Origin of the sequence: Micromonospora sp. WMMC264, assembly GCF_027497275.1 — a bacterium.
GTDB classification, from domain to species: Bacteria; Actinomycetota; Actinomycetes; order Mycobacteriales; family Micromonosporaceae; genus Micromonospora; species Micromonospora chalcea.
On record NZ_CP114907.1, the window covers coordinates 3,720,658 to 3,742,855 of the forward strand.

Annotated in this window: 23 protein-coding genes and 1 pseudogene; 13 read left to right on the top strand and 11 right to left on the bottom strand. The window is 72.7% G+C overall.

What is annotated here, in order from left to right; translation table 11 throughout:
• Positions 1-60: 60 nt before the first annotated feature.
• Positions 61-1,107 (top strand): zinc-dependent alcohol dehydrogenase family protein, encoded by a 1,047-nt coding sequence (locus O7542_RS15920; protein ID WP_281604807.1) that lies wholly within the window; start codon positions 61-63, stop codon positions 1,105-1,107.
• A gap of 64 nt (positions 1,108-1,171) precedes the next feature.
• Here O7542_RS15920 and O7542_RS15925 read toward each other — a convergent pair whose 3' ends face one another.
• Together O7542_RS15925 and O7542_RS15930 are read right to left on the bottom strand one after the other, a co-directional pair.
• A complete protein-coding gene (locus tag O7542_RS15925) occupies positions 1,172-4,402 on the bottom strand; it encodes an Ig-like domain-containing protein (protein WP_274477944.1) in 3,231 nt (1,076 codons plus the stop codon).
• Positions 4,403-4,611: 209 nt separating this feature from the next.
• Positions 4,612-5,166 (bottom strand): winged helix-turn-helix domain-containing protein, encoded by a 555-nt coding sequence (locus tag O7542_RS15930; protein ID WP_274477943.1) that lies wholly within the window; start codon positions 5,164-5,166, stop codon positions 4,612-4,614.
• A 261-nt stretch (positions 5,167-5,427) separates the two neighbouring features.
• On the opposite strand from O7542_RS15930, the gene O7542_RS15935 reads away from it, so the two are divergent.
• Positions 5,428-9,828 (top strand): S8 family serine peptidase, encoded by a 4,401-nt coding sequence (locus O7542_RS15935; protein WP_281604808.1) that lies wholly within the window; start codon positions 5,428-5,430, stop codon positions 9,826-9,828.
• A 192-nt stretch (positions 9,829-10,020) separates the two neighbouring features.
• On the opposite strand, the gene O7542_RS15940 is transcribed toward O7542_RS15935, so the two are convergent.
• Positions 10,021-10,545: a winged helix-turn-helix domain-containing protein gene (locus O7542_RS15940; RefSeq protein WP_281604809.1), complete on the bottom strand. Its 525-nt coding sequence runs from the start codon at positions 10,543-10,545 to the stop codon at positions 10,021-10,023.
• 273 nt (positions 10,546-10,818) lie between these two features.
• On the opposite strand from O7542_RS15940, the pseudogene O7542_RS15945 reads away from it, so the two are divergent.
• Positions 10,819-11,007, top strand: a pseudogene (locus tag O7542_RS15945) (hypothetical protein); the annotation flags it as partial.
• A gap of 30 nt (positions 11,008-11,037) precedes the next feature.
• Here the strand turns inward: O7542_RS15945 and O7542_RS15950 are convergent.
• Entirely contained in the window at positions 11,038-12,072 is a 1,035-nt protein-coding gene (locus O7542_RS15950) for a sigma-70 family RNA polymerase sigma factor (protein WP_064447444.1), read from the bottom strand.
• Positions 12,073-12,167: 95 nt separating this feature from the next.
• Here O7542_RS15950 and O7542_RS15955 point away from each other — a divergent pair, with 95 nt between their 5' ends.
• Positions 12,168-12,995: an alpha/beta fold hydrolase gene (locus O7542_RS15955; protein ID WP_281604810.1), complete on the top strand. Its 828-nt coding sequence runs from the start codon at positions 12,168-12,170 to the stop codon at positions 12,993-12,995.
• 66 nt (positions 12,996-13,061) lie between these two features.
• Positions 13,062-13,289: a hypothetical protein gene (locus tag O7542_RS15960; RefSeq protein ID WP_043330397.1), complete on the top strand. Its 228-nt coding sequence runs from the start codon at positions 13,062-13,064 to the stop codon at positions 13,287-13,289.
• A gap of 48 nt (positions 13,290-13,337) precedes the next feature.
• Here the strand turns inward: O7542_RS15960 and O7542_RS15965 are convergent, their stop codons facing one another.
• From O7542_RS15965 to O7542_RS15975, 3 genes are read right to left on the bottom strand one after another with little or no spacing between them, the layout of a single operon-like run.
• Positions 13,338-14,168 (bottom strand): 5'/3'-nucleotidase SurE, encoded by an 831-nt coding sequence (locus O7542_RS15965; RefSeq protein WP_069090042.1) that lies wholly within the window; start codon positions 14,166-14,168, stop codon positions 13,338-13,340.
• Positions 14,158-15,099, bottom strand: a complete 942-nt coding sequence (locus O7542_RS15970; RefSeq protein ID WP_262419337.1) for a PfkB family carbohydrate kinase — start codon at positions 15,097-15,099, stop codon at positions 14,158-14,160. Before O7542_RS15970 ends, O7542_RS15965 begins: the two co-directional genes overlap by 11 nt.
• A gap of 42 nt (positions 15,100-15,141) precedes the next feature.
• Positions 15,142-15,354, bottom strand: a complete 213-nt coding sequence (locus O7542_RS15975) for a hypothetical protein (RefSeq protein WP_043325155.1) — start codon at positions 15,352-15,354, stop codon at positions 15,142-15,144.
• A gap of 179 nt (positions 15,355-15,533) precedes the next feature.
• Here O7542_RS15975 and O7542_RS15980 point away from each other — a divergent pair, with 179 nt between their 5' ends.
• Positions 15,534-16,238 carry a hypothetical protein gene (locus O7542_RS15980; RefSeq protein WP_210871482.1) on the top strand — a complete coding sequence of 235 codons (705 nt, stop codon included), beginning with the start codon at positions 15,534-15,536 and terminating at the stop codon, positions 16,236-16,238.
• 9 nt (positions 16,239-16,247) lie between these two features.
• Here the strand turns inward: O7542_RS15980 and O7542_RS15985 are convergent, their stop codons facing one another.
• Positions 16,248-16,436, bottom strand: coding sequence for a hypothetical protein (locus O7542_RS15985; RefSeq protein WP_043325157.1), 189 nt, complete (start codon positions 16,434-16,436; stop codon positions 16,248-16,250).
• A 67-nt stretch (positions 16,437-16,503) separates the two neighbouring features.
• On the opposite strand from O7542_RS15985, the gene O7542_RS15990 reads away from it, so the two are divergent.
• Complete coding sequence (locus tag O7542_RS15990; protein ID WP_043325158.1) at positions 16,504-16,785, top strand: hypothetical protein; 282 nt, start codon at positions 16,504-16,506, stop codon at positions 16,783-16,785.
• Positions 16,786-16,794: 9 nt separating this feature from the next.
• On the opposite strand, the gene O7542_RS15995 is transcribed toward O7542_RS15990, so the two are convergent.
• The gene (locus tag O7542_RS15995) at positions 16,795-17,334 is read right to left on the bottom strand and encodes a hypothetical protein (protein WP_043325159.1); all 540 of its coding nucleotides are present in this window, start codon (positions 17,332-17,334) and stop codon (positions 16,795-16,797) included.
• 54 nt (positions 17,335-17,388) lie between these two features.
• Entirely contained in the window at positions 17,389-18,333 is a 945-nt protein-coding gene (locus tag O7542_RS16000; protein ID WP_140946121.1) for an FAD-dependent oxidoreductase, read from the bottom strand.
• Positions 18,334-18,480: 147 nt separating this feature from the next.
• Here O7542_RS16000 and O7542_RS16005 point away from each other — a divergent pair, with 147 nt between their 5' ends.
• Genes O7542_RS16005 through O7542_RS16030 form a run of 6 tightly spaced genes read left to right on the top strand, consistent with a single transcriptional unit; the run spans position 18,481 to position 21,313 of the window.
• Complete coding sequence (locus O7542_RS16005) at positions 18,481-18,894, top strand: YbaB/EbfC family nucleoid-associated protein (RefSeq protein ID WP_281604811.1); 414 nt, start codon at positions 18,481-18,483, stop codon at positions 18,892-18,894.
• Positions 18,891-19,220 (top strand): hypothetical protein, encoded by a 330-nt coding sequence (locus O7542_RS16010; RefSeq protein ID WP_043325161.1) that lies wholly within the window; start codon positions 18,891-18,893, stop codon positions 19,218-19,220. Before O7542_RS16005 ends, O7542_RS16010 begins: the two co-directional genes overlap by 4 nt.
• Positions 19,221-19,223: 3 nt before the next feature.
• Positions 19,224-19,718, top strand: a complete 495-nt coding sequence (locus O7542_RS16015; protein ID WP_043325162.1) for a hypothetical protein — start codon at positions 19,224-19,226, stop codon at positions 19,716-19,718.
• Positions 19,711-20,238, top strand: a complete 528-nt coding sequence (locus tag O7542_RS16020) for a hypothetical protein (protein ID WP_043325163.1) — start codon at positions 19,711-19,713, stop codon at positions 20,236-20,238. Before O7542_RS16015 ends, O7542_RS16020 begins: the two co-directional genes overlap by 8 nt.
• Entirely contained in the window at positions 20,235-20,780 is a 546-nt protein-coding gene (locus tag O7542_RS16025; RefSeq protein ID WP_069089981.1) for an SUKH-4 family immunity protein, read from the top strand. The genes O7542_RS16020 and O7542_RS16025 overlap by 4 nt, the downstream gene beginning before the upstream one ends.
• Entirely contained in the window at positions 20,777-21,313 is a 537-nt protein-coding gene (locus tag O7542_RS16030; RefSeq protein ID WP_013285189.1) for an SUKH-4 family immunity protein, read from the top strand. Before O7542_RS16025 ends, O7542_RS16030 begins: the two co-directional genes overlap by 4 nt.
• 2 nt (positions 21,314-21,315) lie before the next feature.
• Here the strand turns inward: O7542_RS16030 and O7542_RS16035 are convergent, their stop codons facing one another.
• Positions 21,316-22,197 (bottom strand): hypothetical protein, encoded by an 882-nt coding sequence (locus O7542_RS16035; RefSeq protein WP_281604812.1) that lies wholly within the window; start codon positions 22,195-22,197, stop codon positions 21,316-21,318.
• Between the last annotated feature and the right edge of the window lies 1 nt (position 22,198).

Here is a 22,198-nt window from a genome sequence, read left to right on the forward strand (position 1 = left end):
ATCGCGGGAGCGGGGAGGGGGCGGGAGGGGGCGCGGGGTGGGGGTGTGAGGATCGGGGGCATGCGTGCTGTGGTGTTCGAGCGGTTCGGGGAGCGGCCAGAGGTTTGCCGGGTGGATGATCCGGCGCCGGCGGCGGACGGGGTGGTCGTCCGGGTCGGCGCTACCGGGTTGTGCCGCAGCGACTGGCACGGCTGGCAGGGCCACGACCCGGACATCCGCCTGCCGCACGTGCCGGGGCACGAGTTCGCCGGCGTCGTCGTGGCGGCCGGCGCGGACGTACGCGGCTGGCGGCCCGGCGACCGGGTCACCGCGCCGTTCGTCTGCGCGTGCGGGCGGTGCCCGTCGTGTCTCGCGGGCGACCAGCAGGTCTGCGAGCGGCAGACGCAGCCGGGCTTCACCGGCTGGGGCTCGTTCGCCGAGCTGGTCGCGGTACGGCACGCCGACGTGAACCTGGTCCGGCTGCCGGACGAGCTGGACGAGGCGGCCGCCGCCGCGCTCGGCTGCCGGTTCGCCACCGCGTTCCGGGCCGTGATCGCGCAGGGCCGGGTGGCAGCCGGTGAGTGGGTGGCGGTGCACGGCTGCGGCGGCGTCGGCCTGTCCGCCGTGATGATCGCGGCGGCGAGCGGGGCGCGGGTGGTGGCGGTGGACGTGTCGCCCGGCGCGCTGGAACTGGCCCGCCGCAGCGGCGCCGCTGTCTGCGTGGACGCGAGCACGCTGGGCGGTCCCGCCGAGGTGGCCGCCGCGATCCGGGACGCCACCGGCGGGGGCGCGCACCTGTCGCTGGACGCGCTGGGCGCTCACGCCACCTGCGTGGCGTCGATCGAGGGCCTGCGCCGGCGCGGCCGGCACGTGCAGGTCGGGCTGCTGCCCGCCGCGCAGGGCCGCCCGGCGCTGCCGATGGACCTGGTGATCGCGTACGAGCTGGAGCTGCTCGGCAGCCACGGCATGCCGGCCCACGCGTACCCGGAGATGCTGCGGCTGGTCACCGCCGGGGTGCTGCGCCCGGCCGACCTGGTCACCCGCACCATCGACCTGGACGCCGCGCCGGACGCGCTGGCCACCATGGACCGGCCGGCCGTCGCCGGGATGTGCCTGATCCGCCCCTGAGAACGGGCACGGGCCGGCCCGGCGCCGGGAGACCCGGCGCGGACCGGCCCGCGAGGCCGTCCGGTCAGTCGGTGACGGTCACCGTGACGGTACGAGGCGGCTGCTGGTACTGCCCCCGGTTGTCCATGCCGCGGATCGTCACCGTGTACGTGCCGGCCGGGATCACCGGCGACGTGTACGCGAAGTTCGACCCCGGCGAGCCCGGGCTGGTGAGGAACGTGGCGATCCACGGCCAGCTGGTCGGCGCGCCCGCCCGGCCGAACGTGCCGGCCGAGTTCATGCCCTGCCCGGCGCTGTTGCCGATCTGCACCTCGACCTTCTGCATCCCGCCGTCGTCCACGGCCCGGCCGGTGATCACGATCCGGCCGCCGGTGTACGCCTGGCCCTCGACCGGCGTGATGCTCGGCTCCAGCGTCGGGTCGGTGTCACCCGGGTAGACCAGGTAGCGGGCGGTCGCGCCGCTTGTCGAGTTGTCCTGCTGACCGGCGGTGTCCACGGCCCACGCCTCGACGCTGTACGTGCCCCGGGTGGGCAGGTCGATCGAGAGCGTGAACGCGGTGCTGGTCGCGCCGGGCGAGGCGAGCGTCGCGTCGACAGTGGCGAACGCGGCGGCCATGGTGCCGTTTGGCTGCACGTACCGGCCGGTGTCCAGGTCGCGCAGCGCGATCCGGACCGCCCGTACGCCCTTGTCGTCGGTGGCGGTGCCGGCCAGGTCCAGGTGCAGCTGGTCGATGTCCTGGTTGGTGCCGGTGAAGCTGAGCAACCCGTTGGGGAAGGCGTCGCCGGGCACCTGAGCGGTGACGGTGAGCCGGCCCATGTTGTTGCTGGAGGTGGTCAGGCCGAGCTTGTCGGTGGCGCGTACCCGGAAGTCGTAGACGCCCGGGGTCAGCGGCACGGTGGTGAACGACCAGTCGAACGTCGCGGCGTCGAGGTTGGCCGGGGAGATCCGGTGGTAGCCGGCGACCGAGTCGGCGCCCCAGGTGCCGTCGCTGGCCAGCGCCTCGCGGGTGGTGTTGTTGCGCAGGTAGATCTCCACCGACTTGAGCGCGTCGTCGTCGTTCGCCGTGCCGGCGAACGTGATCGTGCCGCCGGGCGCGACGGTGAGCGGCGCCGGGTTGCCCGGCGGGGTCATCGCCACCGGCGAGGTGATCGCCACTGTGGGCGGTACGCCGTTGGCGGAGACGGTCCAGTCGCGGGTGTCGCCGCGCAGGTCGCTCTGCCCGGTGGTGTCGACGGCGGTGGCGGTCATCTTCCACTGCCCCTCGGTGGGCAGCGTGACCTCGTACTGCCAGGTGGTGGACGTCGCGCCGATCACGTCCGGCTCGCCGCGGAACGTGTTGTAGACGGCGGCGACGGTGCCGTCGTCCTGCAGGTACCTGTTGTCCGGCGTGCGGAACGAGTAGATCAGCGAGTTGACACCCTTGTCGTCGGTGGCGGTGCCGGAGGCCACGAACGTCTGCGTGGCGAGCAAGCCGGCCGACGGTGAGCTGATCCGGGTCGACGGCGGCAGGTCGTCGAAGCGGAACGTCTCGATCTTCTTGACCGCCTTTGTGGTGTCGCCGGCACCGTTGCGGTCGAACGTCTTGGCCTGCAACTGGTAGACGCCGGCCGGCAGCGTCACCGGCAGGCTCCACGTGGTGGAGGTGGCGTTCGGCGCGGCGAGCGTCGTGTTGATCGCCTTGAACGCGCCCCAGGTGGTCATGTCGGCCTGGAGGTACTTGCCGCTGTTGCGGTCCTGGATCTCCAGCTGGACGCGGGCCACTCCGGCGGGGGCGAGCGCCTGGCCGCTGATGGTGAACTCCTCGCCGGCCGGCTTCACCGCGCCCTCGATCGGCGTGGTGACTGTGGTGTCCAGCGGCGCGGGCGCGGGCTCCTTGGAGAGGTCGAAGAAGGCCACCCGGCCGGTGGTCTTGCCGCCCTTGACGTTGCCGTCACCGCCGACGAGCAGGCCGCGCGAGGTGGCGATCATCGCCTTCTCGCCCTCGTACGAGTTGGAGCCGGGGTTCCACTCCAGCGCGGTGCCGGTGAGCGGGTCCAGCGCGCCGAGGTGGTCGCGGCGGACCACCTGGTCGCCGAGGCCGTAGCCGCTGAGCCCCTGGCCGGTGCCGTAGCCGACGTTGTCCAGGCCGGGCCACGGCACGTTCGACGTGGGCGACTCCTGCCAGCTGAAGTGCCCGCCGACGTAGACGGCGGTGTCGGTGATCGCGACCGAGTAGATGCTGTCGAAGTGCCGGGAGATCCAGAGCGGCTCGACGTGGTCGTTCCCGGTCAGCGGGTACGCGATGGCGGTGTCGTTGATCGGCGGCCGGTCGCCGCCGGAGCCGCTGGTGACCACGAAGTACGAGTCGTCCGGCGCGATGTCACCGGCGAAGACGCGCTGGATGCCGCCGACGAAGGAGAGGTTGTCCTCCCACAGCCGGGTACGCCAGGGCAGCAGCGCCTTGCTGGCCGTACCGATCAGGGCCACGCCGTAGCGGTCCTGGCCGGCGATCTGGCGGCCGGTGTGCACGACCAGCAGCTTGCTGCGGTCGTGGGTGAGCTTGAGCTGCTGCACGGTGAGCATGCCGCCGACGCCGATGCCGCCGGTCAGCGGCAGGTTGAAGCCGGTGTCGACGGCGCCCGTGGTGGGGTTGAGGGCGGCCAGGCCGCTGCGGCTGACCCCGTTGACGGTCGCGAACTGACCGCCGACGTAGACCGCGTTGCCGCTCACCGCGAGCGCGGTGGCCCGCGCGTTGGCGGTGGCGGTGAACGCGGCGATCGGCGCGCCGGTGGTCGGGTTCAGCCGGGCGATCTTGCGCTTCGTGACGCCGTTGATCGTGTTGAACGTGCCGGCGATGTAGAGCGACGAGCCGTCCGGTGACGCCTCCACCGCGGTGACCGCCCCGTCGATGACCGGCTTGAACGCGGTGTCCACCTTGCCGGTGTCCAGGTTGTACGACGCCAGGGACTTCTGCGCGATCGCGGACCCGCCGACGTTCGCGATCGAGGTGAACGTGCCGGCGATGAAGACCCGGTTGCCGATCACCTCGATGTCGGTGATCTCGCCGTTGGTGATCCGCGGCGTGTCGGTGCGGGGCGTGGTCGGCATCAGCCGGGTGTCCCCGGGGGTGACCAGCGCCCGGGTGGCGGTGGTACGCGCGGCGCCGAGCGCGGCGCTGCTCCCGGTCGCCTGGGCGCCGGTCCGGCCGGCCGCGCCGGCGTCCCGCACGACGACGGTGCCGGCGAGCGCCGGTACGCCCACCACCACGACCGCGCCGGCGGCGATGACCGCCACCGCGCGACTCCAAACTCGCATCGAGATGACTCTCCCTGTCCGCCGGGACGGCCCCCCTCGGGTGATTCCCGGGTCCCTCCGTCCGCGTGCCGGACGCCACCGTAGGAGGCAAAGACATTTCGCGATACGTGCCGCACCGGTAATCGACCGGTCGCCATCAATTCCGGCCACACCGGCAGGCCCGCTCCTCCGATCGGGTCACCCGTGCCGCCGTCCGGCCGCCGCAGCGGTCAGTCGCCCCGCACCCGGGGGTGGCGGTGGTCGGTGAGCCGCAGGCCGACACCGCGTACCGCCGCGATGGTGACGCCGGTGCCCAGCTCGTCGAGCTTGCGTCGCAACCGCTTCACCAGGGACTGCACGTCGGCCCGGCCGTGCGTCGGCGCGTCGCGCCAGACCGCCCGGTGCAGCTCGGCGTAGCTCCACACCCGTACCGGCTCGGCGGTCAGGCAGGTCAGCAGGTCGCGCTCCAGCCGGGTCAGGGCGGTCTCGCGGTCGCCCCACCGGGCGGTGGAGCGCGCTGCGTCGATCACCAGCGCGCCGTCCGGCGCGGGCTTCGGCTCGGGTACGGGCGGACCCGGCGCGCCGGCCGGGTCCGGCGCGTCCGCTGTGATCAACTCGCGCAGCTCGTCCAGATCGGCGACCATCAACAGTGGCGCGACGCCGTCGAGCAGCTCGGTCAGCCGCAGCCGTTCGGCCGGGGACAACGTCACGCCGATGACGAGCGAGAAGGGCCGCTCCGGCGGCTCGGTGCCGGAGTTCGCCGCGTTCGTGCCGTCAGTCGTCACCGCGCCCCACCGTGACAAAAACTGTCAACAAGCCATCCGGTCCGGGGGCCTGTTGGTGACATGTTGCTCACGTACGGTCATTGATCGTTCCCTCATGTCGATCATAGTGTCCATTCAGGTGACCGGCGTAGACCCGCACGGACACCTAGGGGGCCTGGGGGGTTCTGGTAATACCGGTGCGACCAGTCGGGAGAGCGCGTCTCCTGGCCCTTCTGCCATGGCTCGATCATCAGCGGGTCATCGGAACAGGAGGCAGCACCGATGCTGAGACGTCCACACAGATGGGGCCCGGCCCGGCGGCTGGTGAGCGCGGGCGCCGCCCTGGTGCTCGCCGCGACCGCGCTGGCCGCCACCGGCACTGGAGCACAGGCCGGCACGGGTACCGGCGCGTCGGCCGGCGACAAGATCCGCCCCGAACTCACCCGGCAGCTGGAGGGCAAGAGCGAGGGCGACTTCTGGATCCACTTCTCGGGCAAGGCGGACCTGGGCAAGGCCACCGCGATCAAGGACTGGAACGAGCGCGGCGCCGCCGTCGCGGCGGCGCTGAAGAAGACCGCCGCGGAGAGCCAGGCCAAGATCCGCGCCGAGCTGGACCGCTCGGGCACGAAGTACCAGAGCTTCTGGGCCACCAACGCCATCAAGGTCACCGACGGCTCGCTGACCATGGCGCAGAACTTCGCCGCCCACTCCGAGGTGGACGGCCTGTACGCGCCGATCGAGTACAAGCTCCCCGAGACCATCCCGGGCACCGACGAGAAGTCGGCGAACGCGCTGGAGTGGGGCATCGCCAACATCAACGCCGACGACGTCTGGTCCCAGTACGGCGTCAAGGGCGCCGGCATCACGGTGGCCAGCATCGACAGCGGCGTCCAGTTCGACCACCCGGCGCTGGTGAACTCGTACCGCGGCAACAACGGTGACGGCACCTTCGACCACAACTACAACTGGTTCGACGCGGCCGACGAGTGCGCCACCGCGCCGTGCGACTCCGACGGCCACGGCACGCACACCATGGGCACCATGGCCGGCGCCGACGGGGCCAACCAGATCGGTGTCGCCCCCGAGGTCAAGTGGATCGCCGCGAACGGGTGCTGCCCGTCCGACGCCGCGCTGGTCTCCTCCGGCCAGTGGATGCTGGAGCCCACCGACCTCAACGGGCAGAACCCGGACGCCAGCAAGCGGCCGAACATCATCAACAACTCGTGGGGCACCAGGACGCCGTCGAACGAGCCGTTCATGGAGGACGTCACGAACGCCTGGACCGCGTCCGGCATCTTCGGCGTCTGGTCCAACGGCAACAACGGCCCGTCCTGCCAGACCAGCGGCTCGCCGGGCAGCCTGGCCAGCAACTACTCGGCCGGCGCGTACGACGTCAACAACAACATCGCCAGCTTCTCGTCCCGGGGCACCGGGCAGAACGGCGAGATCAAGCCGAACATCTCGGCGCCCGGCGTCAACGTGCGCTCCAGCGTGCCGACCAACTCGTACGCCAGCATCAGCGGCACCTCGATGGCGGCGCCGCACCTGGCCGGCGCGATCGCGCTGCTCTGGTCGGCGGCGCCCACCCTGGTCGGCGACGTCCCGGCGACCCGCGCGCTGCTCGACGACGCGGCGATCGACAAGGGTGACACCCAGTGCGGCGGCACCACCGACGACAACAACGTCTACGGCGAGGGCCGGCTGGACGCGCTCGCGCTGCTCGCCGCCGCCCCGATCGGGGACAACGGCACGCTGGCCGGCAAGGTCACCGACGCCGCCACCGGCGCGGGCATCGCCGGCGCCACCGTCACGCTGTCCGGCGCGGCGGACCGCACGCTGACCACCGGCGCCGACGGCACGTACTCCTCGCTGCTGCCGGCCGGCGACTACCAGGTCGTCGTCTCCACCTTCGGGTACGCCACGCGCACGCTGTCCGCGACCGTCACCGCGAACACGACCACCACGCTGGACGTCGCGCTCACCGCGGTGCCGAGCGTGACGGTCAGCGGGCAGGTCACCGACGGGTCCGGGCACGGCTGGCCGCTGTACGCGAAGGTGAGCGTCGAGGGCACGCCGATCTCCGACTACACCACGCCCACCACCGGCCGCTACAGCCTGTCGCTGCCGTCCGGGGCGACCTACCGGCTCACTGTCGAGCCGCAGTACGCCGGCTACCTGACCACCACCAAGGAGGTCACCGTCGGATCGGGCAACGCCGTCGCCAACATCGCGGTGCAGGCGAACCCCGAGGCGTGCACCACCGCCCCCGGCTACACCGTCAGCTCCGACGGCGAGTACGAGACGTTCGACGGCACGGGCGTGCCGGACGGCTGGACCGTGGTGGACAACGCCGGCACCGGCCAGGTCTGGGAGTTCACCGACGCCGGTGAGCGCGGCAACCTGACCGGCGGCAGCGGCAACTTCGCCATCATCGACAGCGACAACTACGGCAGCGGCGGGCAGCAGGACACCTCGCTGGTCAGCCCGGTCGTCGACCTCACCGGCGTGACCACGCCGGTGATCCGGTTCAACCAGGACTACAACTGGCTCAACAGCGACCGCGCGGACGTCGACCTGAGCCTCGACGGCGGCACCACGTGGAGCAACGTGCTGCGGCAGGCGGCCGACGTGCGCGGCCCGCGGGTGACCGAGGTGCCGATCCCGCAGGCGGCCGGCCAGTCGCAGGTGCGGGTGCGCTTCCACTACTACGAGGCCAGCTGGGAATGGTGGTGGCAGGTCGACAACGTCCTCATCGGCAGCACGCTCGTCTGCAAGCCGGTGAACGGCGGCCTGGTGCTCGGCCACGTCCGCGACAAGAACGACAACAGCTACGTCAACGGCGCCACGGTGACCAGCAAGGACCGCCCGGCGGAGAAGGCCACCACGGTGGCCACGCCTGATGACACCGAACTGCCCGACGGCTTCTACTGGATGTTCTCGTCGCTGACCGGCAAGCACCCGTTCACCGCCGGCGCGGGCAACTACGTGAGCCAGACCAAGCAGGTCACGGTCGAGGAGGACTGGGCCACCGCGGCCAACTTCCAGCTCGCCGCCGGCCGGCTGTCGGTGAAGCCGGCCTCGATCACCGGCACGGTCCGGATGCCCAGCGGGAAGGTCAGCAAGACGTTCACCGTGACGAACACCGGCGGGGTGCCGGTCAACGCCGAGTTCAGCGAACGCGACGGCGGGTTCGTGCTGCAACGGGCCGACGGTTCCCAGTTGTCCCAGCAGGCGCTGCTCGGCTCGACCGGCGCGCCGGTCCAGCGGCTGACCGCCGCGACGTCGTTCGCGGCCCGCTCGTCCGGCAAGTCGTCCACCGGCATCGGCGCGGCGGCGGCCCCGCAGGCGGACCCGTGGACCACCATCCCGGGCTACCCGTCGAACGTGATGGACAACCGGGTCGTCAGCGTCGACGGCAAGGTCTACTCCATCGCCGGTGGCGACGGCACCACGTCGAGCGCCAAGAACTACCGGTACGACCCGATCGCCCAGGCGTGGACCGGCATCGCCGACCTGCCCGGCGCGCGTAACGCCATGACGGTCGGCGTGCTCGACGGGAAGATCGTCGCCACCGGTGGCTGGGGTGCCGCCGGACCGGACGCCGCCACCTTCTCGTACGACCCGGCGGCGAACACCTGGACCCGCAAGGCCGACAACCCGGCGCCGCGCTCGGCGGCCGGCCAGGCGGTCGCGGGCGGCAAGTTGTACGCGATCGGCGGCTGCACCACCGCCAGCTGCACGCCGATGTCCAACTCGGTGGTCCGCTACGATCCGGGCGCGGACGCCTGGGAGACGCTGCCCGCGTACCCGAAGTCGGTGGCGTTCCTGTCCTGCGGCGGGATCGACGGCACCGTCTACTGCACCGGCGGCAACGACGGCACCACGTCGCAGAAGGCCGGGTACGCCTTCGACCCGTCCGCGAACGCCTGGACCGCCATCCCGGACGCGCCGGCCGACAGCTGGGCCTCCTCGTACGCGGTGGCGAACGGCAAGCTGCTGGTCGTCGGCGGGTCGCAGGGCGGCGCCATCACCAACGCCGGCTTCGCCTTCGACCCGGCGACCAACTCGTGGGCGAACCTGCCCAACGCCAACACCCCCCGTTACCGGGGTGGCGCGGCCTGCGGGTTCTACAAGATCGGCGGCTCGTCGGGCAGCTTCACGGCCACCAAGGACAGCGAGGTCCTGCCCGGCTTCTCCGAGTGCTCGGAGGCCGCCGCCGACGTGAGCTGGCTGACCGTCGACAAGTCGAAGGTCACGCTGGCGCCCGGTGAGAAGGTCACCGTCACCCTCACGATGACGGCGAACGTCGACCAGCCGGGCACGTACTCGGCGTCGGTGGCGATCAAGGAGGACACGCCGTACACCGTGGAGCCGGTGGCGGTGACCATGATCGCGCAGCCGCCGAACACCTGGGGCAAGCTGTCCGGCACGGTCTCCGGCAAGAGCTGCCAGGGCGCGACGGCGCCACTGGCGGGCGTGACCGTGCAGGTCGACTCCTGGGCGAACTCCTACACCTTCACGACCGACGCCCAGGGCCGGTACGCCTACTGGATGGACCGGCGCAACAACCCGCTCACGTTGATCGTCGCGAAGGACGGCTGGAAGCCCCAGACGCGCCAAACGAAGATCAACAGCAGCACGCCCACGGTGGAGGACTTCACCCTCTCCCCCACCCGCTGCTGACCCGAAACACACATGAGTCGGCCCGCCCGGTGCCCCGCACCGGGCGGGCCGCCCCACGCCACCCCCTCTCCCCCGCGATCTTGCACTTGACGCCCGGGCAAGGCGCACAAAAGCCCCACCCGAGGGGCCGCAAGTGCAAGATCAGCGGCGCGGGGCGCGGGCCGGGCGGGGTCAGGGTGGGGGAGGGCGGGGTCAGGGTGGGGTCAGGCGGAAGCCGACGCCTCGGACGGCGTGGATGGTGGCGGGGACGTTGAGGCGGGCGAGCTTGCGCCGGATGCGGCGTACCACCGAGTGCATGTCCGAGCCCCGCCCCAGGTGGTCGTTGCCCCAGACCGCGCGGTGCAGCCGGGCGTACGTCCACACCTGACCGGGCGTGCCGGCCAGGCAGACCAGCAGGTCGTGCTCCAGCGGCGTCAACCCGACCTCCCGCTCCCGCCAGCGCAGCACCCGCCGGTCGGAGTCGACACCCAGCTCCAGCCCGGACGACGGGACGGAGGACGCGCCGGACGACGGAGCGGGCGGCTCACCGGCGGGCTGCGGCCGGGACGGCGGCGGGCCGGACGGCGGCGGGCCGGACGGACGACGGACCAGGTCGAGGAAGCGGCGGGCCTGGTGGACGCTGGAGACGATCAGGAACGCCTCGGTGCCGCCGAGCAGCTGGGCGAGCTGCCGTCGCTCGGCCGACGAGGACGCGACGCCGATGACCAAGGACGGCATCCCTGTCATCCGTTCCCACCTTTCCGGCAGGTTGAACCGCAACGCCGGGCGGTCGCCAGGCACGACGATGCGGGGCACCTGGCTTGCGGAGTTCGACCCGAGGGGTGCGGGGAGCTGCGGTTTCGTGAGGCTTCGGGGTGAACTACCGGGATCATATAGCCGAGCACCGATGATTGGTATAGCAGTTAACGTCGATGTAACTGCACGCGGTTCGGCACGCGCGTACCGATGAGAGCCGGGACGTACGCCGGTCCAATGCGTGTGATCACGCACATGCTCTCCCTGGCCGGCGGGACGCCGACCCGCGCGGACATCGCCGCCCGCTGCGCCGAACTGGCCGAGGCGCTGCGCGGCCGAGACCGGGGCGTGGTGGTGTGCGACGTGTCCGCTGTCGCCGCGCCCGACCTGGTCACGGTCGAGGTGCTGGCGCGGCTGCGCCTGACCGCGCGCCGCTTCGGCTGGGGGCTGGAGGTACGCGGGGCGGGCGACGACCTACGCGAGCTGGCCGGCCTGCTCGGGCTGGCCGGCGCCCTCCTCCAGCCGGTCGGGCAGCCCGAACAGCGGGAACAGGCGGTCGACGTCGAGGAAGTTGTTGAGCGACGTGATCCGGCCGCCGGAGACGCCGATGACGATCAGCGCCCACGGCACATGTCCTGAGCCGTCGGGGTCACGCCGGTAGTGCCCGAACGCGGGCATTCCGTTGGCGGCCGTCGGCACCAGCCGGGACCCGCGGCAGCCGCTGCCGGTGCCGGCCATCCAGTCCGCGATGTGCGCGGGGCCGCGCAGCCACAGCGGCAGCGGCGGCATCGACAGCGTCGCGTCCTCGTGCAGCAGCGCGGTCAGCGCCGTCAGGTCGTACGCCTCGAACGCGCGCACGTAGCGGGCGAGCAGCGCCTGCTGCTCCTCGTCGAGCGGACGGCGCGCGTCGGCCTCGGTGTCGGCCGAGGCGAGCGTGGCCCGCGCCCGCTGCAGCGCGCTGTTGACGCTCGCCACCGACGTGTCGAGCAGATCGGCGACCTCCTGGGCGGACCAGGCGAGCACCTCGCGCAGGATCAGCACGGCGCGCTGCTTGGGCGGCAGGTGCTGCAACGCCGCGACGAACGCCAGCCGCACCGACTCGCGGCCGGCGACCACCTCGGCCGGGTCGGCGACCTCGGGCAGCACCCGGTCGTCGGGCGCCGGGCCGACCCAGATCTGCTCCGGGCGCGGCTCGCCGGGATGGGTGGCCGTGCCGACGCCCGCCGGGCCGAGGTCCATCGGCCGGACCCGGCGCTGCGCGCTGGTGGCCATGCTGAGGCAGACGTTCGTGGCGATCCGGTAGAGCCAGGTCCGCAGCGCGGACCGCCCCTCGAACTTGTCGAAGTTGCGCCAGGCCCGGACGAAGGTGTCCTGCACCGCGTCCTCGGCTTCGAAGGCCGAACCCAGCATCCGGTAGCAGTAGCCGGTCAGCTCCGACCGGTACGCCTCTAGTTGTGCCTCGACGGGAACGCTCGCCACCTCGCTCACCCGGCTGAAACTAGCCCACATGCTGCATGAACGCGAGTACCCCGGGCGCGCGGCGATGAGTACGCCCCGTCCGCCCGGTCCACCGGTGGTCAGGTCAGCACATCCGAGGAGCACCGATGACCACCACCGAGCGCGACGAGACCCACGCCCCCGGGCGGTACGCCGACGTCAACGGCGTACGCCTCTACCACGAGACACACGGCAGCGGACGGCCGATGATCCTGCTGCACGGCGGCCTCACCTCGGGCGAGATGTTCGCGCCGATCCTGCCCGTGCTCACCGCGAAACACCAGGTCGTCGTGGTGGACCTGCAGGGGCACGGCCGCACCGCCGACGTGGACCGGCCGCTCGACATGGCGTTGATGGCCGACGACGTCGCCGCGCTGATCGACCACCTCGGGCTGGACCGGCCGGACGTGGTCGGCTTCTCCCTCGGCGGCGGCGTCGCCCTGCACGTCGGTTTCCGGCACCCGGAGAAGATCGGCCGGCTGGTCGCCGCGTCCGCGCACATCCGCCGCGACGCCGTCTACCCGGACATGCTGGCGCAGCAGGGCCAGGTCAACGGCGCGGCGGCCGAGTACCTGAAGGACACCCCGATGTACGAGCTGTACCAGCGGGTCGCGCCGCGTCCGGAGGACTTCCCCCGGCTGCTCGACAAGATCGGCGAGGCGATGCGGAAGGACTTCGACCTCGCCGACCAGGTGCGTGCCCTGCGGGTGCCGACGCTCGTGGTCGCCGCCGACGCCGACATGGCCCCGCCGAGCCACTTCGTGGAGGTGTTCGAGCTGCTCGACGGTGGCCGGCGCGACGGCGGCTGGACCGGCGAGGGCCGCCCGGCGGGCGGGCACGCGCTGGCGATCCTGCCCGGCCTGACCCACTACGACATCGACCAGTCGCCGCTGTTCGCCGCGGTCACCCTGGACTTCCTCGACCGGGACCGCTGACCCGCGCGTGTGCCGCGTCCCGTACCGGGGTACCGCTTCCGGAGGAACACCGGTGAGGAGGACGAGATGACCGACCCCAGGTACGCACCGATCGGGCTGGCCACCGCCGGGCAACTGGTCCCCGACGACGGACAGACCGGCGGCGGTGAGGTCGTCGGCGCCGACGACGCGGCTGCCGACGCCGCCCGGGCCGGCGCCGACGTGGACCTGTCCGGGGCCGACCGCGACAGCGACGGCACCCCGGTGGGCGCCGCCGACGCCGAGGCCGACCGGCGGCGCGCCGCCGGCGAGTGACGCTCTCCGCCCCGCCGCCCGCACGAGGTGGCGGGGCGGAGCCGTCCCTCACCGGTCGACCGGCAGTTCGACGTCGGGCAGGTGCCCGAGCGCCCGGATCGCGGTGACGGCGGCGTACCCGTCGGCCAGCCAGGCGATGTCGGTGCCGGGGACCGCGCGGACCGCGTTCTCCTCCACCGCCGTACGCACGAACCCCTCGCCACGCTCGGCGACCGACACCTGCACCTGACCGAACGGCGCGAGTGTCGCCTGCCGCAGCCCGGCCACCTGATCGGCCGGCAGGTCGGGCACGTTGAGGTTGAGCACCGTGCCCGGGTCCGCCTCGGCCAGCCAGGGCAGCAGCGTCGCGGCCAGCTCGGCGGCGGTCGCCCAGTGGCGGGACTCGTCGTCCACGCTGTCCAGCACCGCTATCGCCGCGCCACCGCTGCCCGCGCTCGCCGCCGCCGGGGTGAGCACGTCGAGCGACACGGCCAGCGCACGGATGCCGTTGTTGCCCGCGGTCAGCGCCGCGCCGACGGTGCCGGAGTGCAGGACCGCGTGGCCGGCGTTGGCGCCCCGGTTGATGCCGGACAGCAGCAGGTCCGGCACCGGCCCGAACACGCCGAGCCCGGCCAGCACCGCGATGTACGCCGGTGAGGCCGCCACCGCGTACGCGGGCACGTCGGGCAGGCCGTCCAGCTCCGTCTCGCCGAACACCAGCCGCCCGTCCTCGGTCACCGCGGACAGCGCCGCGCTCATCCCGCTCGCCTCGTGCCGCGGCGCGGCGACCACCACGTCCAACCCACGTTCGTACGCGGCCCGGGCCAGCGCGCGGATGCCGGGGGCGTGCACGCCGTCGTCGTTCGTCACCAGCACCCGGGGCGGCCGGTCAGCCGTCATCGTCGTCACCGTCCAGCGGGGTCAGCCGCACCCGGCCGGCCAGTTCCCGTACCGCCTCGGCCCGGCCGGTGCCCAGCCCGTGCCGGGTCACGTTCAGCGCGCCCGCGGCGGCCCCGACGTGCAGCGCCTCCCGCATGTCGCCGCCCCGGGCCAGCACCGCCGCCACCCCGGCGGTCATCGAGTCACCGGCGCCCCGGTGGTCGGCCAGCTCCAGCGGCGGGGCGTGCACCAGCAGCGCCTCGCCGTCCTCCGGCAGCGCCAGCGCGGGCTCCCCGGCCCGGCTGATCAGCACCGTCCGCGCGCCCCGATCCTGGCAGCGCCGGCCGGCGTCGCGCAGCGCCTCCACGCTGTCGTCCTTGGCCAGGCCGTCGTCGAGCAGTTCCTCGTGGCTGACCTTCAGCACGCTCACCCCGCCGTCGAGCACCGCCTCCAGGTACGGCCCGGACAGGTCGGCCACCACGGTTCCGCCGTTGGCGCTCAGGTCGGCGGCGAGCCGCCGGTAGATGTCCGGGTCCACCACACCCGGGTCGGCCGGTCCGCTGAGCACGCTCACCGGGGCACGCAGCCCTTCGGTGAGCGTCACCGTGTACAGCTCGTCGATGTCGTGCCGCACCATCGGCACGCCCGGGTTCTCGGCGATCTCGGTCCGCTCGCCGTCCCGCCGGTCGTGCACGTACCAGCCGGTGCCGGACTCGCGCCGCACCATCCGTACCGTGACGTCCTCGTCGTCGAGCAGCTTGCGGACCGCGTCGCCGACCTCGCCGCCGAGGCCCACGCACATGGTCACCGGCACGCCGAGCGCGGCGATCATCCGGCTCTGCCACACGCCCTGCCCGCCCGGGTGCAGATGCAGCTCGGTCGCTTCGCCCTGCTGCTCGATCGTCACCGTCAACAGCGGGGCCGGGGCGAACACCATCACCTTCTGGTCCATCCGCCAGTGTTGCCCGCTGACCGGCCCCGGTAATCCCCCAGGTCAGCGCGGGCGCGCGACGGCGCGGCGGCGCCGCAGGTACGGCAGCGCGAACAGGTAGAGGCCGCTGATCAGGAGCAGGGCGAGCGGGAGCAGCGGCACGTAGGAGACCCACACGATCGGGTCCTTCTGCGCCAGCGCCACGAAGGTGATCACGACGGTCACGGTGAAGGCGACAGAGAGCCAGCGGTGCAGTTGGCGGATGCGCGTATCCATTGATGCCTACCTCCCGGCGGTGGCCTCCCCGGCGGGGAGGCCCGTGCCGGAAACGCTAGGTCGGGGCGCCCGCCCAGGGCTTCTCGATTCCTGACCGGTCCGCGCCGCCGCGCGCACGGGACCCTTTGCCCGGCCGCCCTACCCTGCCGACAAGAGCAGCCGAGCCACGGGGGGCAGGCATGCAGATCATCGAACACAGCGTCATCGGCACCCGCTCGGCCGTGCTCCGGCTACGCCGGCCCGGCAGCCGGCTGGAGTTCCTGGTGTTCCCGATGCTCCACGTGGCGAGCCCGGGGTTCTACGCAGCGGTCACGAAGCGACTCCGCGAATGCGACCTGCTCGTCGTCGAGGGCGTCAGCGGCCGGTCGGTGGTCGGCTCGGCGTTGACACTCACCTACCGGGCCATGCCGGCCAACCGGCGCTCCGGCCTGGTGACGGACCCCATTCCGTACGCGTCCCTCGGCGTCGAGGTGCTCAACCCGGACGTGTCGGCCGCGGAGTTCGCCGAGGGCTGGCGGGCGATGCCGCTGCGGTACCGCCTCCAGATGTGGCTGGTGATCCCGTTCGTGACGGTGATGCAGTTCTTCGGCGGCACCCGGCGTCTGCTCTCACCGGAGATCGAGGTGAACGACCTGCCGTCGGCCGCCGACGAGCGGTACGCCGACCACGAGTTCACCGAGCACGCCGAGCGCGCGTTCGGCGGCGAACGCGACGAGCGGCTGCTCGCCGCGTTGTCCGAGCTGATCCGTACCCGGTCCTCCGAGCGCATCGACGTGGCGGTCGTGTACGGCGCCGGGCACGTGCCGGCGATCGTGCGCGGGCTCTTCGAGCTGCACGGATACCGGCCTCGCGCAGCCGAATGGCTCACCGTTCTGGAGCGGTGAGCCGGACGCTCAATCGGCGGCCAGCTCCGGCCGGTGCTCCTTGATCCACTCCTGGACGTCCGACTTCAACCAGACCTTGCCCTGCACGAGGTCGGCCACCGGCTCCGGGAAGTTGCGGTTACTGGTGATCACGTAGACCCGCTGCTTGCTGATGCCGCCCAGCATCACGCGAATCTCGGCTGCGCCCACCAGCTCCATACGCCGGACGCTAGACAGTTGACCTGGCTCCTTGACTCGGGTCAACGCCTCGGTCACCGTATGGGGTATGCCGACATCCTCGCCGCCGGGCCGCCCGCCCAGAGCGATCCGGCCGCACGTGGCGATCCGGCCGCTGTGGCTCTGCCGGGTCTGCGCCGGCCCGTGGCCGTGCCAGCCCGCGCGCCTGTTGTTGCTGCTGGAATACCGGCGGGACCGGGTGGCGCTGTCGATCTACATGGCGACATGCCTGTTCGACGCCGCCGCCGACCTGCTGAGACTCAACCCCGATCCGGGCCCACGTCCCGACGAACTGTTCCACCGGTTCGTCGCGTGGACGAGACACACCTGAGCGGACAGGTCACTCTCGTCCCGCCGGGCCCGCTGACCAGTCGTCCACCCGCATCCGCGACGGCGACCTCGCTGTCTCAGAGCGCCGCACGAACCCGGCGACGGCGAGCGCGCTCATCGTGGTGGCCACGGCAGCGGCGAGCACCAGGAGGGTGGTCTCCACCTGCACCGTACGCATGTACTCGCCGCCGTTCGCGGTGGCCGACGCGTAGCGCACGGCCGCGAGCGGGTTGAGCAGCACCGCGGCGATGCCGGCGGTCCAGGCCGCCCTCGGTAGCCGCTCGTCGCCGGGACTGACGGTCCGCCGGGCGGCCCAGCAGCCGAGGGCCGCGAACGTGACGAGCAGCGTGACCGGCAGCAGCCAGAGCACGGCGGGCAGCAGGTCGCGGAGGGGCACCACGGCGTCGAGCAGCTCCACCGGGAAACTGGCGCCGTCGTGGGTCACCACGCCGATCCGGTGGCGGTAGGCCGCGAGCGCGACCAGGGTGCAGCCGATGTGGACGGCGATCAGGGCGACGAGGGCGGACAGTGCGGCGCGGCGGGCGGACACCGGGCCGAGGCTACCGCCCGCGCGCTCCGGCGGGGGGCCGCCCGCACCGCGCGGTCAGACACTCAGGGCGAGATCGGCGACCTCGGCCGCGCAGCCCCAGGACAGCGTCACCCCGGCGCCGCCGTGGCCGTACGCGTGCACCAGCCGCCCGTCCGCCGGGTCGATCTCGACCCGGGGGCCGCCGTGCCGGGCCGGCCGCAGCCCGATCCGCTCCCCCAGCACCGGCGCGTCCGCGAGTTGCGGCACCAGCGCCACGCACCGGCGGCGGATCGCCGCCGCCTCCTCCGGGTCGGGACGGGTGTGCCACACCCCCGCCTCGTAGGTGCCGCCGAGCACCACGTCGTGGCGGCGCGGATGCACGTACGTGATGCCGGCCGGGTCGCCCTCGTCGCGAACCGAGACGGTCAGGTCGGGGTTCGCCACCAGCAGGACGTGCCCGCGCGCCGGGTACACGGCCGGGTCGGCGGCGAGCCGCCCGGCGGCCAGACCGGTCGCGTTGACCACGACCGGCGCGACCTCGTACGCGTCGGCGAGCGTGCCCAGCGCACGGCGGACGACCCGGCCGCCGCCCGACTCCAGGCGCTCCCGCAGCCAGGTGAGGTACGGGGTCATCTCCACCGACGGGGCGGTGAACCGCAGCAGCGCGGTGTACGGCGGCTCCGCCGGCTCGACCACCAGGTCGCCGCAGGCGTCGGCCCACCAGGGCGGCCCGGCGTAGCGGTGGCGCAACCACATCCGGGTGGGCCGGTCGACCACCCCCGGCACGCCGTCGGCCGCCTGGCGGCGCAGCTCGGCGTGGGTGTCCCGGGCCCAGCGCAGCACCCGTGGGTCCTCGTCGGTGTGGCTCGGGTACCAGACGGCGGCGGCCACGGTGGAGACCGTGTCGGCCGGGTCGTGGGCGGTCAGCACGGTGACCCGGGCACCCCGCCGCTGGAGCGTGAGCGCTGTCGTCAGCCCGACGACGCCGCCGCCGACCACCACCACGTCCGCCTCGGTCATGTTCCGCTCCCGTCGCCCGTACCCGTGTGTTCCTGCCGATGGTGGCCGCCCGGACGCCCGGTGTCCAAGACGGATCGGGCGGCGCACGGGACAAATCGCTTTGTCCGTCTCGGTTACGCTCGTGGCGTTTGGCCTTGGGGAGGTCTCATGAGTGCGGATCCTTCGATGAGCGGCGACTTCACGCGCATGCTCGACGCGACGATGGCGGCACTTCGGACAGTGGGTCCACCGCCGGCCGACGAGGCGGAGACACCGGCGGTGGGCGAGGCCGCCGACGGGCAGGTACGCGCCGAGATGGGGCGCGACGGCAAGCTCCACGCGCTGCACGTCGAGCCGCGGCTGATGCGGCTCGGCTCCGAGGAGCTGACCGCGCACATCGTCAGCGCGGTGAACGCGGCGATCGACGGGCTGCGTACCGGCGAGAATCCGCAGGTCGCGGACATGTCGCAGTTGCGGGAGCAGTTGCAGGAGGTACGGGACACCGCCGTTCCCCGGCTCGGGTCGTTCCTCGATGCGCTGACCGAGGCGCAGGAGCGGATGGCACGCGGCGGGCAGCGATGAGCGGCGGCGGCTTCGAGGTGCACCCGCCGCTGATCCGGGCCGCCGGGCGGGGCGTCACCGACGCGGCCAAGCGGTTCACCGGCGAGCTGGAGGCGTTCGAGGCACGGATGCAGGGCTACGGCGAGCCGTGGGGCGCCGACGACATCGGGTCGCTCATCGGCATCGCCTACACCGAGGTGGCGAACTACATCTTCGACTGCGTCGGCATGGCCGCCGACGAGTTCACCGCAGCCGGCGCCGACATCGCCGGGATGGCCGACTCGTACGAGCGGGTCGACGAGGACGGCGCGGGCGCCATGCGTTCGCTGGCCGGCGGGCTGGGCTGAGCCGTGGGACTGCAACTACCGGGTGAGCTGGTCACCGCGCTCGGCTGGATCGGCTACACCTGGCCGGCCGCCGACGAGGAGAAGCTCTTCGAGATGGGCCAGGCGTGGCTGGAGTTCGGCGGCCGGATCGGGGCGGCGGCCGGCGCGGCGGACGCGGCTGCCGCGCAGGTGTGGACGCAGAACGTCGGTCCGGCGATCGCGGCGTTCCAGAAGTGGTGGGGCGGCGAGCAGAACGGGCCGGTCGTGCTGCACGACAGCATGCCCGCGGCGATGCTGCTCGGCGCCGGGCTGATCATCTGCGCGGCGATCGTCCTGGCGCTGAAGATCGCGGTGATCGTGCAGCTCGCCATCCTCGCGTTCGAGGTCGCCCAGGCGATCGCCACCGCCGTGGTCACGTTCGGCGCCTCGCTGGCCGAGATCCCGATCTTCCAGATCATCACCCGGGAGATCGTCGGCGCGCTCATCGACCAGGTCATCGGGAGACTGCTCGATGCCTAGCCCGAGGCGCGGCCGGGGCGCCGCCGCGAAACCGGCGGCCGGCAAGATCGTCCGCAAGGCGGTCGAGAAGCTGGAGAAGCCGATCGTCCGGGTCACCGGGCCCAACCGGAGCCTGCCGACGAAGGTCGTCCGGGTGCAGCGCCGGGACTTCCACGCCACCGCCCAGTTCCGGCGCAAGATGGCCGCGCTGAAGAAGCTCAGCGACGACGGCAAGCTCTACAAGGCCACCAACCCGGTGGCCCGCGACAAGAACCTCACCGACGGGTACAAGGACCGGATCCGCCAGAAGATCTGGGACAAGTACTGGCCGCACGACAAGGACCTCGCCAACCGGCTCAGTCAACGGCTCAGCGACTACCACCCCGACCACGTGTGGGAACTGCAGCTCGGCGGGCCGGACACCGTCGACAACCTCAAGCTGCTGCATGGTAGAACCAACACGGACATCGGCTCCCAGATCTGGGGGCAGATCCAGAATCTGCCGGACGGAACCCCGATCCGAATAGAGGTAGTGGATTGACTTCCGATCTCGCGCAGCTTCTCGCCGAACTCCGCGCCGACCTGGCCGCGGACGAGCCGGCCAGTCTCGCGTACGGGCAGATCGGCGACCCGGCCGACGAGGGCGACGTGCCAGCGGAGCTGCCGGACGTCGTCCGCGAGTTCCTGCTCGTGGCCGACGGGCTGCGGGCCGGCGCGTTCGAGCTGGCCTCGACCGGCCGGCTGCCCGGTGTCCAGTACTTCCTCGACTACGCGCCCGACTTCTCCCCCATCGGCCAGGACAAGGGCGGCTGGCTGGTCGTCGGCACACGCAGCGACGAGCCGATCTTCCTGGAGCGCGCCACCGGCGCGGTCTGGTACTTCCCGCCGACCGGCACCGAGTGGTTCATGGGCGACAGTTTCGAGGAACTGGCGCCCGACCTCGACTCGTTCGTGCACTACTACGTGCTCGGCCCCGGCTACGCCGAGCTGGTCACCGACGACGACGGGTGGTACGCGTTCCTCGACCGGCAGGGCCTGCTCGACGAGGCCGAAGCCGAGGACGAGGACGAGGCGCAGCCGTGACAGTCACCCGTGAGCAGCTCACCGCGCTGTGGGGTGAGCGGGGCGTCATCTACTTCCCCGACCAGCGTTTCGACGCGATCCTCGGGCCGCTCGGGCCGGAGGTGTTCCCGCCCGACGGCGCGCTTCCGGTCGAGGTGCCGATCCTGTTCACAGTGGACGTCTCGGTCCCCGACGTCGAGCTGTTCTCCACGCTGTCGATCGAGCTGGGCGACCAGGGCCCCCGCCCGTACGTCGTGCTGGGCGCCTCGCCGGAGGACCCGGCGCTGCTGTTCTGCCTGGACGCGGGCACCGGCGCGGTGATCCTGCTCGACCTGGAGACACCGAACCTGGAGACGGTGAACAGCACGTTCGCCGCGTTCGTGGAGTTCCTCTACCGGCTCGGCCAGCTCATCGCCACCGACCCCGGCGGGCGGGAACGGGCCGCCCGCGCGGCGGCGATCCGCGACGACCTGCGTCCGGTCGACCCGGTCGCGTTCGCCGAGCCGGAGTCGTGGTGGAACATGGCCTTCGACGAGCTGGAGTCGACCGCCTGAGGTCAACCGGCCGCCGGTGCGGCCCGGTCCGCGCCGGTCAGCCCGGCGACGAGCAGCAGGTACGCGGCCAACTCCACCGCCACCGTCAACGCCGCCACCGGTTGCGGCATCGCCAAGGTGGGCGGGATGGCGTACCAGGCGAACAGGGCGGTGCCGTCAGCCGAGACAGGCAGGTGCACGGCCTCGATGCCCGCGTCGAGCAGCGGCAACGCGAGCACCGCCAGCAGTGCCGCGCCGGTCGCGGCGAGCCGTCGGCCCCGCCCGGCCAGCAGCACGGCGAGCGCCAGCGCGGCGAGTGCGAGCGCCAGCGGCGGCAGCACCGCGAGGACGAGCGCGGGCACGACGTCGGCCTGGTCGTACCCCGAACCGTCCACCCGGGTCAGCGTGGTCTCGGTGCGGATCTCCAGGCCCGGGGTGACGGCGGCGACGGCGACGCCGATGTCGGTGACCCGGACTGCCGCGTACCCGACGACGGGTGCGGCGGCGACCGCGGCGGCGATCAGGTGCCGGCGCCGTCCAGGGCCCCGGCACGCGACCAGCAGCCCCGCCACCGCGACAAGCGCCGCCCAGCTCCCGGCGAGCGCCGCGTCGAAGCCGGCCGTCCGGTCGACGGCGCTGTCGCCGCTGCCGTACACCGTCCAGCCGAAGTCCCCGGTGCCCGGCCCGGCCGGCATGGTGCGGACCGCGTCCACGATCAGCGGTGCGAGCGCCGCCGGCACCGCCCAGCGCGGGGCGGGCAGTCCGGCGGCGACGGCGTACGCCAGCAGCAGCGCCAGGCTCAGCACCTCCGCGCCGCGCCAGAGCGGTGCGGCCACCAGGACGCCGACGACGTGGGCGACGGCGGCCACGGCCGCAGGGATCAGCAGCAGCGGAGCACGACGCACC

What these genes read in the sequence shown, in the direction of transcription:
- O7542_RS15920 (WP_281604807.1), top strand. Translation starts at nt 61, where the DNA reads ATGCGTGCTGTGGTGTTCGAGCGGTTCGGGGAGCGGCCAGAGGTTTGC.
- O7542_RS15925 (WP_274477944.1), bottom strand. Translation starts at nt 4,402, where the DNA reads ATGCGAGTTTGGAGTCGCGCGGTGGCGGTCATCGCCGCCGGCGCGGTC.
- O7542_RS15980 (WP_210871482.1), top strand. Translation starts at nt 15,534, where the DNA reads ATGCAGATCATCGAACACAGCGTCATCGGCACCCGCTCGGCCGTGCTC.
- O7542_RS15990 (WP_043325158.1), top strand. Translation starts at nt 16,504, where the DNA reads ATGCCGACATCCTCGCCGCCGGGCCGCCCGCCCAGAGCGATCCGGCCG.
- O7542_RS15965 (WP_069090042.1), bottom strand. Translation starts at nt 14,168, where the DNA reads ATGACGGCTGACCGGCCGCCCCGGGTGCTGGTGACGAACGACGACGGC.
- O7542_RS16000 (WP_140946121.1), bottom strand. Translation starts at nt 18,333, where the DNA reads ATGACCGAGGCGGACGTGGTGGTGGTCGGCGGCGGCGTCGTCGGGCTG.
- O7542_RS15935 (WP_281604808.1), top strand. Translation starts at nt 5,428, where the DNA reads ATGCTGAGACGTCCACACAGATGGGGCCCGGCCCGGCGGCTGGTGAGC.
- O7542_RS15940 (WP_281604809.1), bottom strand. Translation starts at nt 10,545, where the DNA reads ATGCCGTCCTTGGTCATCGGCGTCGCGTCCTCGTCGGCCGAGCGACGG.
- O7542_RS15975 (WP_043325155.1), bottom strand. Translation starts at nt 15,354, where the DNA reads ATGGATACGCGCATCCGCCAACTGCACCGCTGGCTCTCTGTCGCCTTC.
- O7542_RS15955 (WP_281604810.1), top strand. Translation starts at nt 12,168, where the DNA reads ATGACCACCACCGAGCGCGACGAGACCCACGCCCCCGGGCGGTACGCC.
- O7542_RS15970 (WP_262419337.1), bottom strand. Translation starts at nt 15,099, where the DNA reads ATGGACCAGAAGGTGATGGTGTTCGCCCCGGCCCCGCTGTTGACGGTG.
- O7542_RS16020 (WP_043325163.1), top strand. Translation starts at nt 19,711, where the DNA reads ATGCCTAGCCCGAGGCGCGGCCGGGGCGCCGCCGCGAAACCGGCGGCC.
- O7542_RS15950 (WP_064447444.1), bottom strand. Translation starts at nt 12,072, where the DNA reads ATGTGGGCTAGTTTCAGCCGGGTGAGCGAGGTGGCGAGCGTTCCCGTC.
- O7542_RS15960 (WP_043330397.1), top strand. Translation starts at nt 13,062, where the DNA reads ATGACCGACCCCAGGTACGCACCGATCGGGCTGGCCACCGCCGGGCAA.
- O7542_RS16005 (WP_281604811.1), top strand. Translation starts at nt 18,481, where the DNA reads ATGAGTGCGGATCCTTCGATGAGCGGCGACTTCACGCGCATGCTCGAC.
- O7542_RS16010 (WP_043325161.1), top strand. Translation starts at nt 18,891, where the DNA reads ATGAGCGGCGGCGGCTTCGAGGTGCACCCGCCGCTGATCCGGGCCGCC.
- O7542_RS15985 (WP_043325157.1), bottom strand. Translation starts at nt 16,436, where the DNA reads ATGGAGCTGGTGGGCGCAGCCGAGATTCGCGTGATGCTGGGCGGCATC.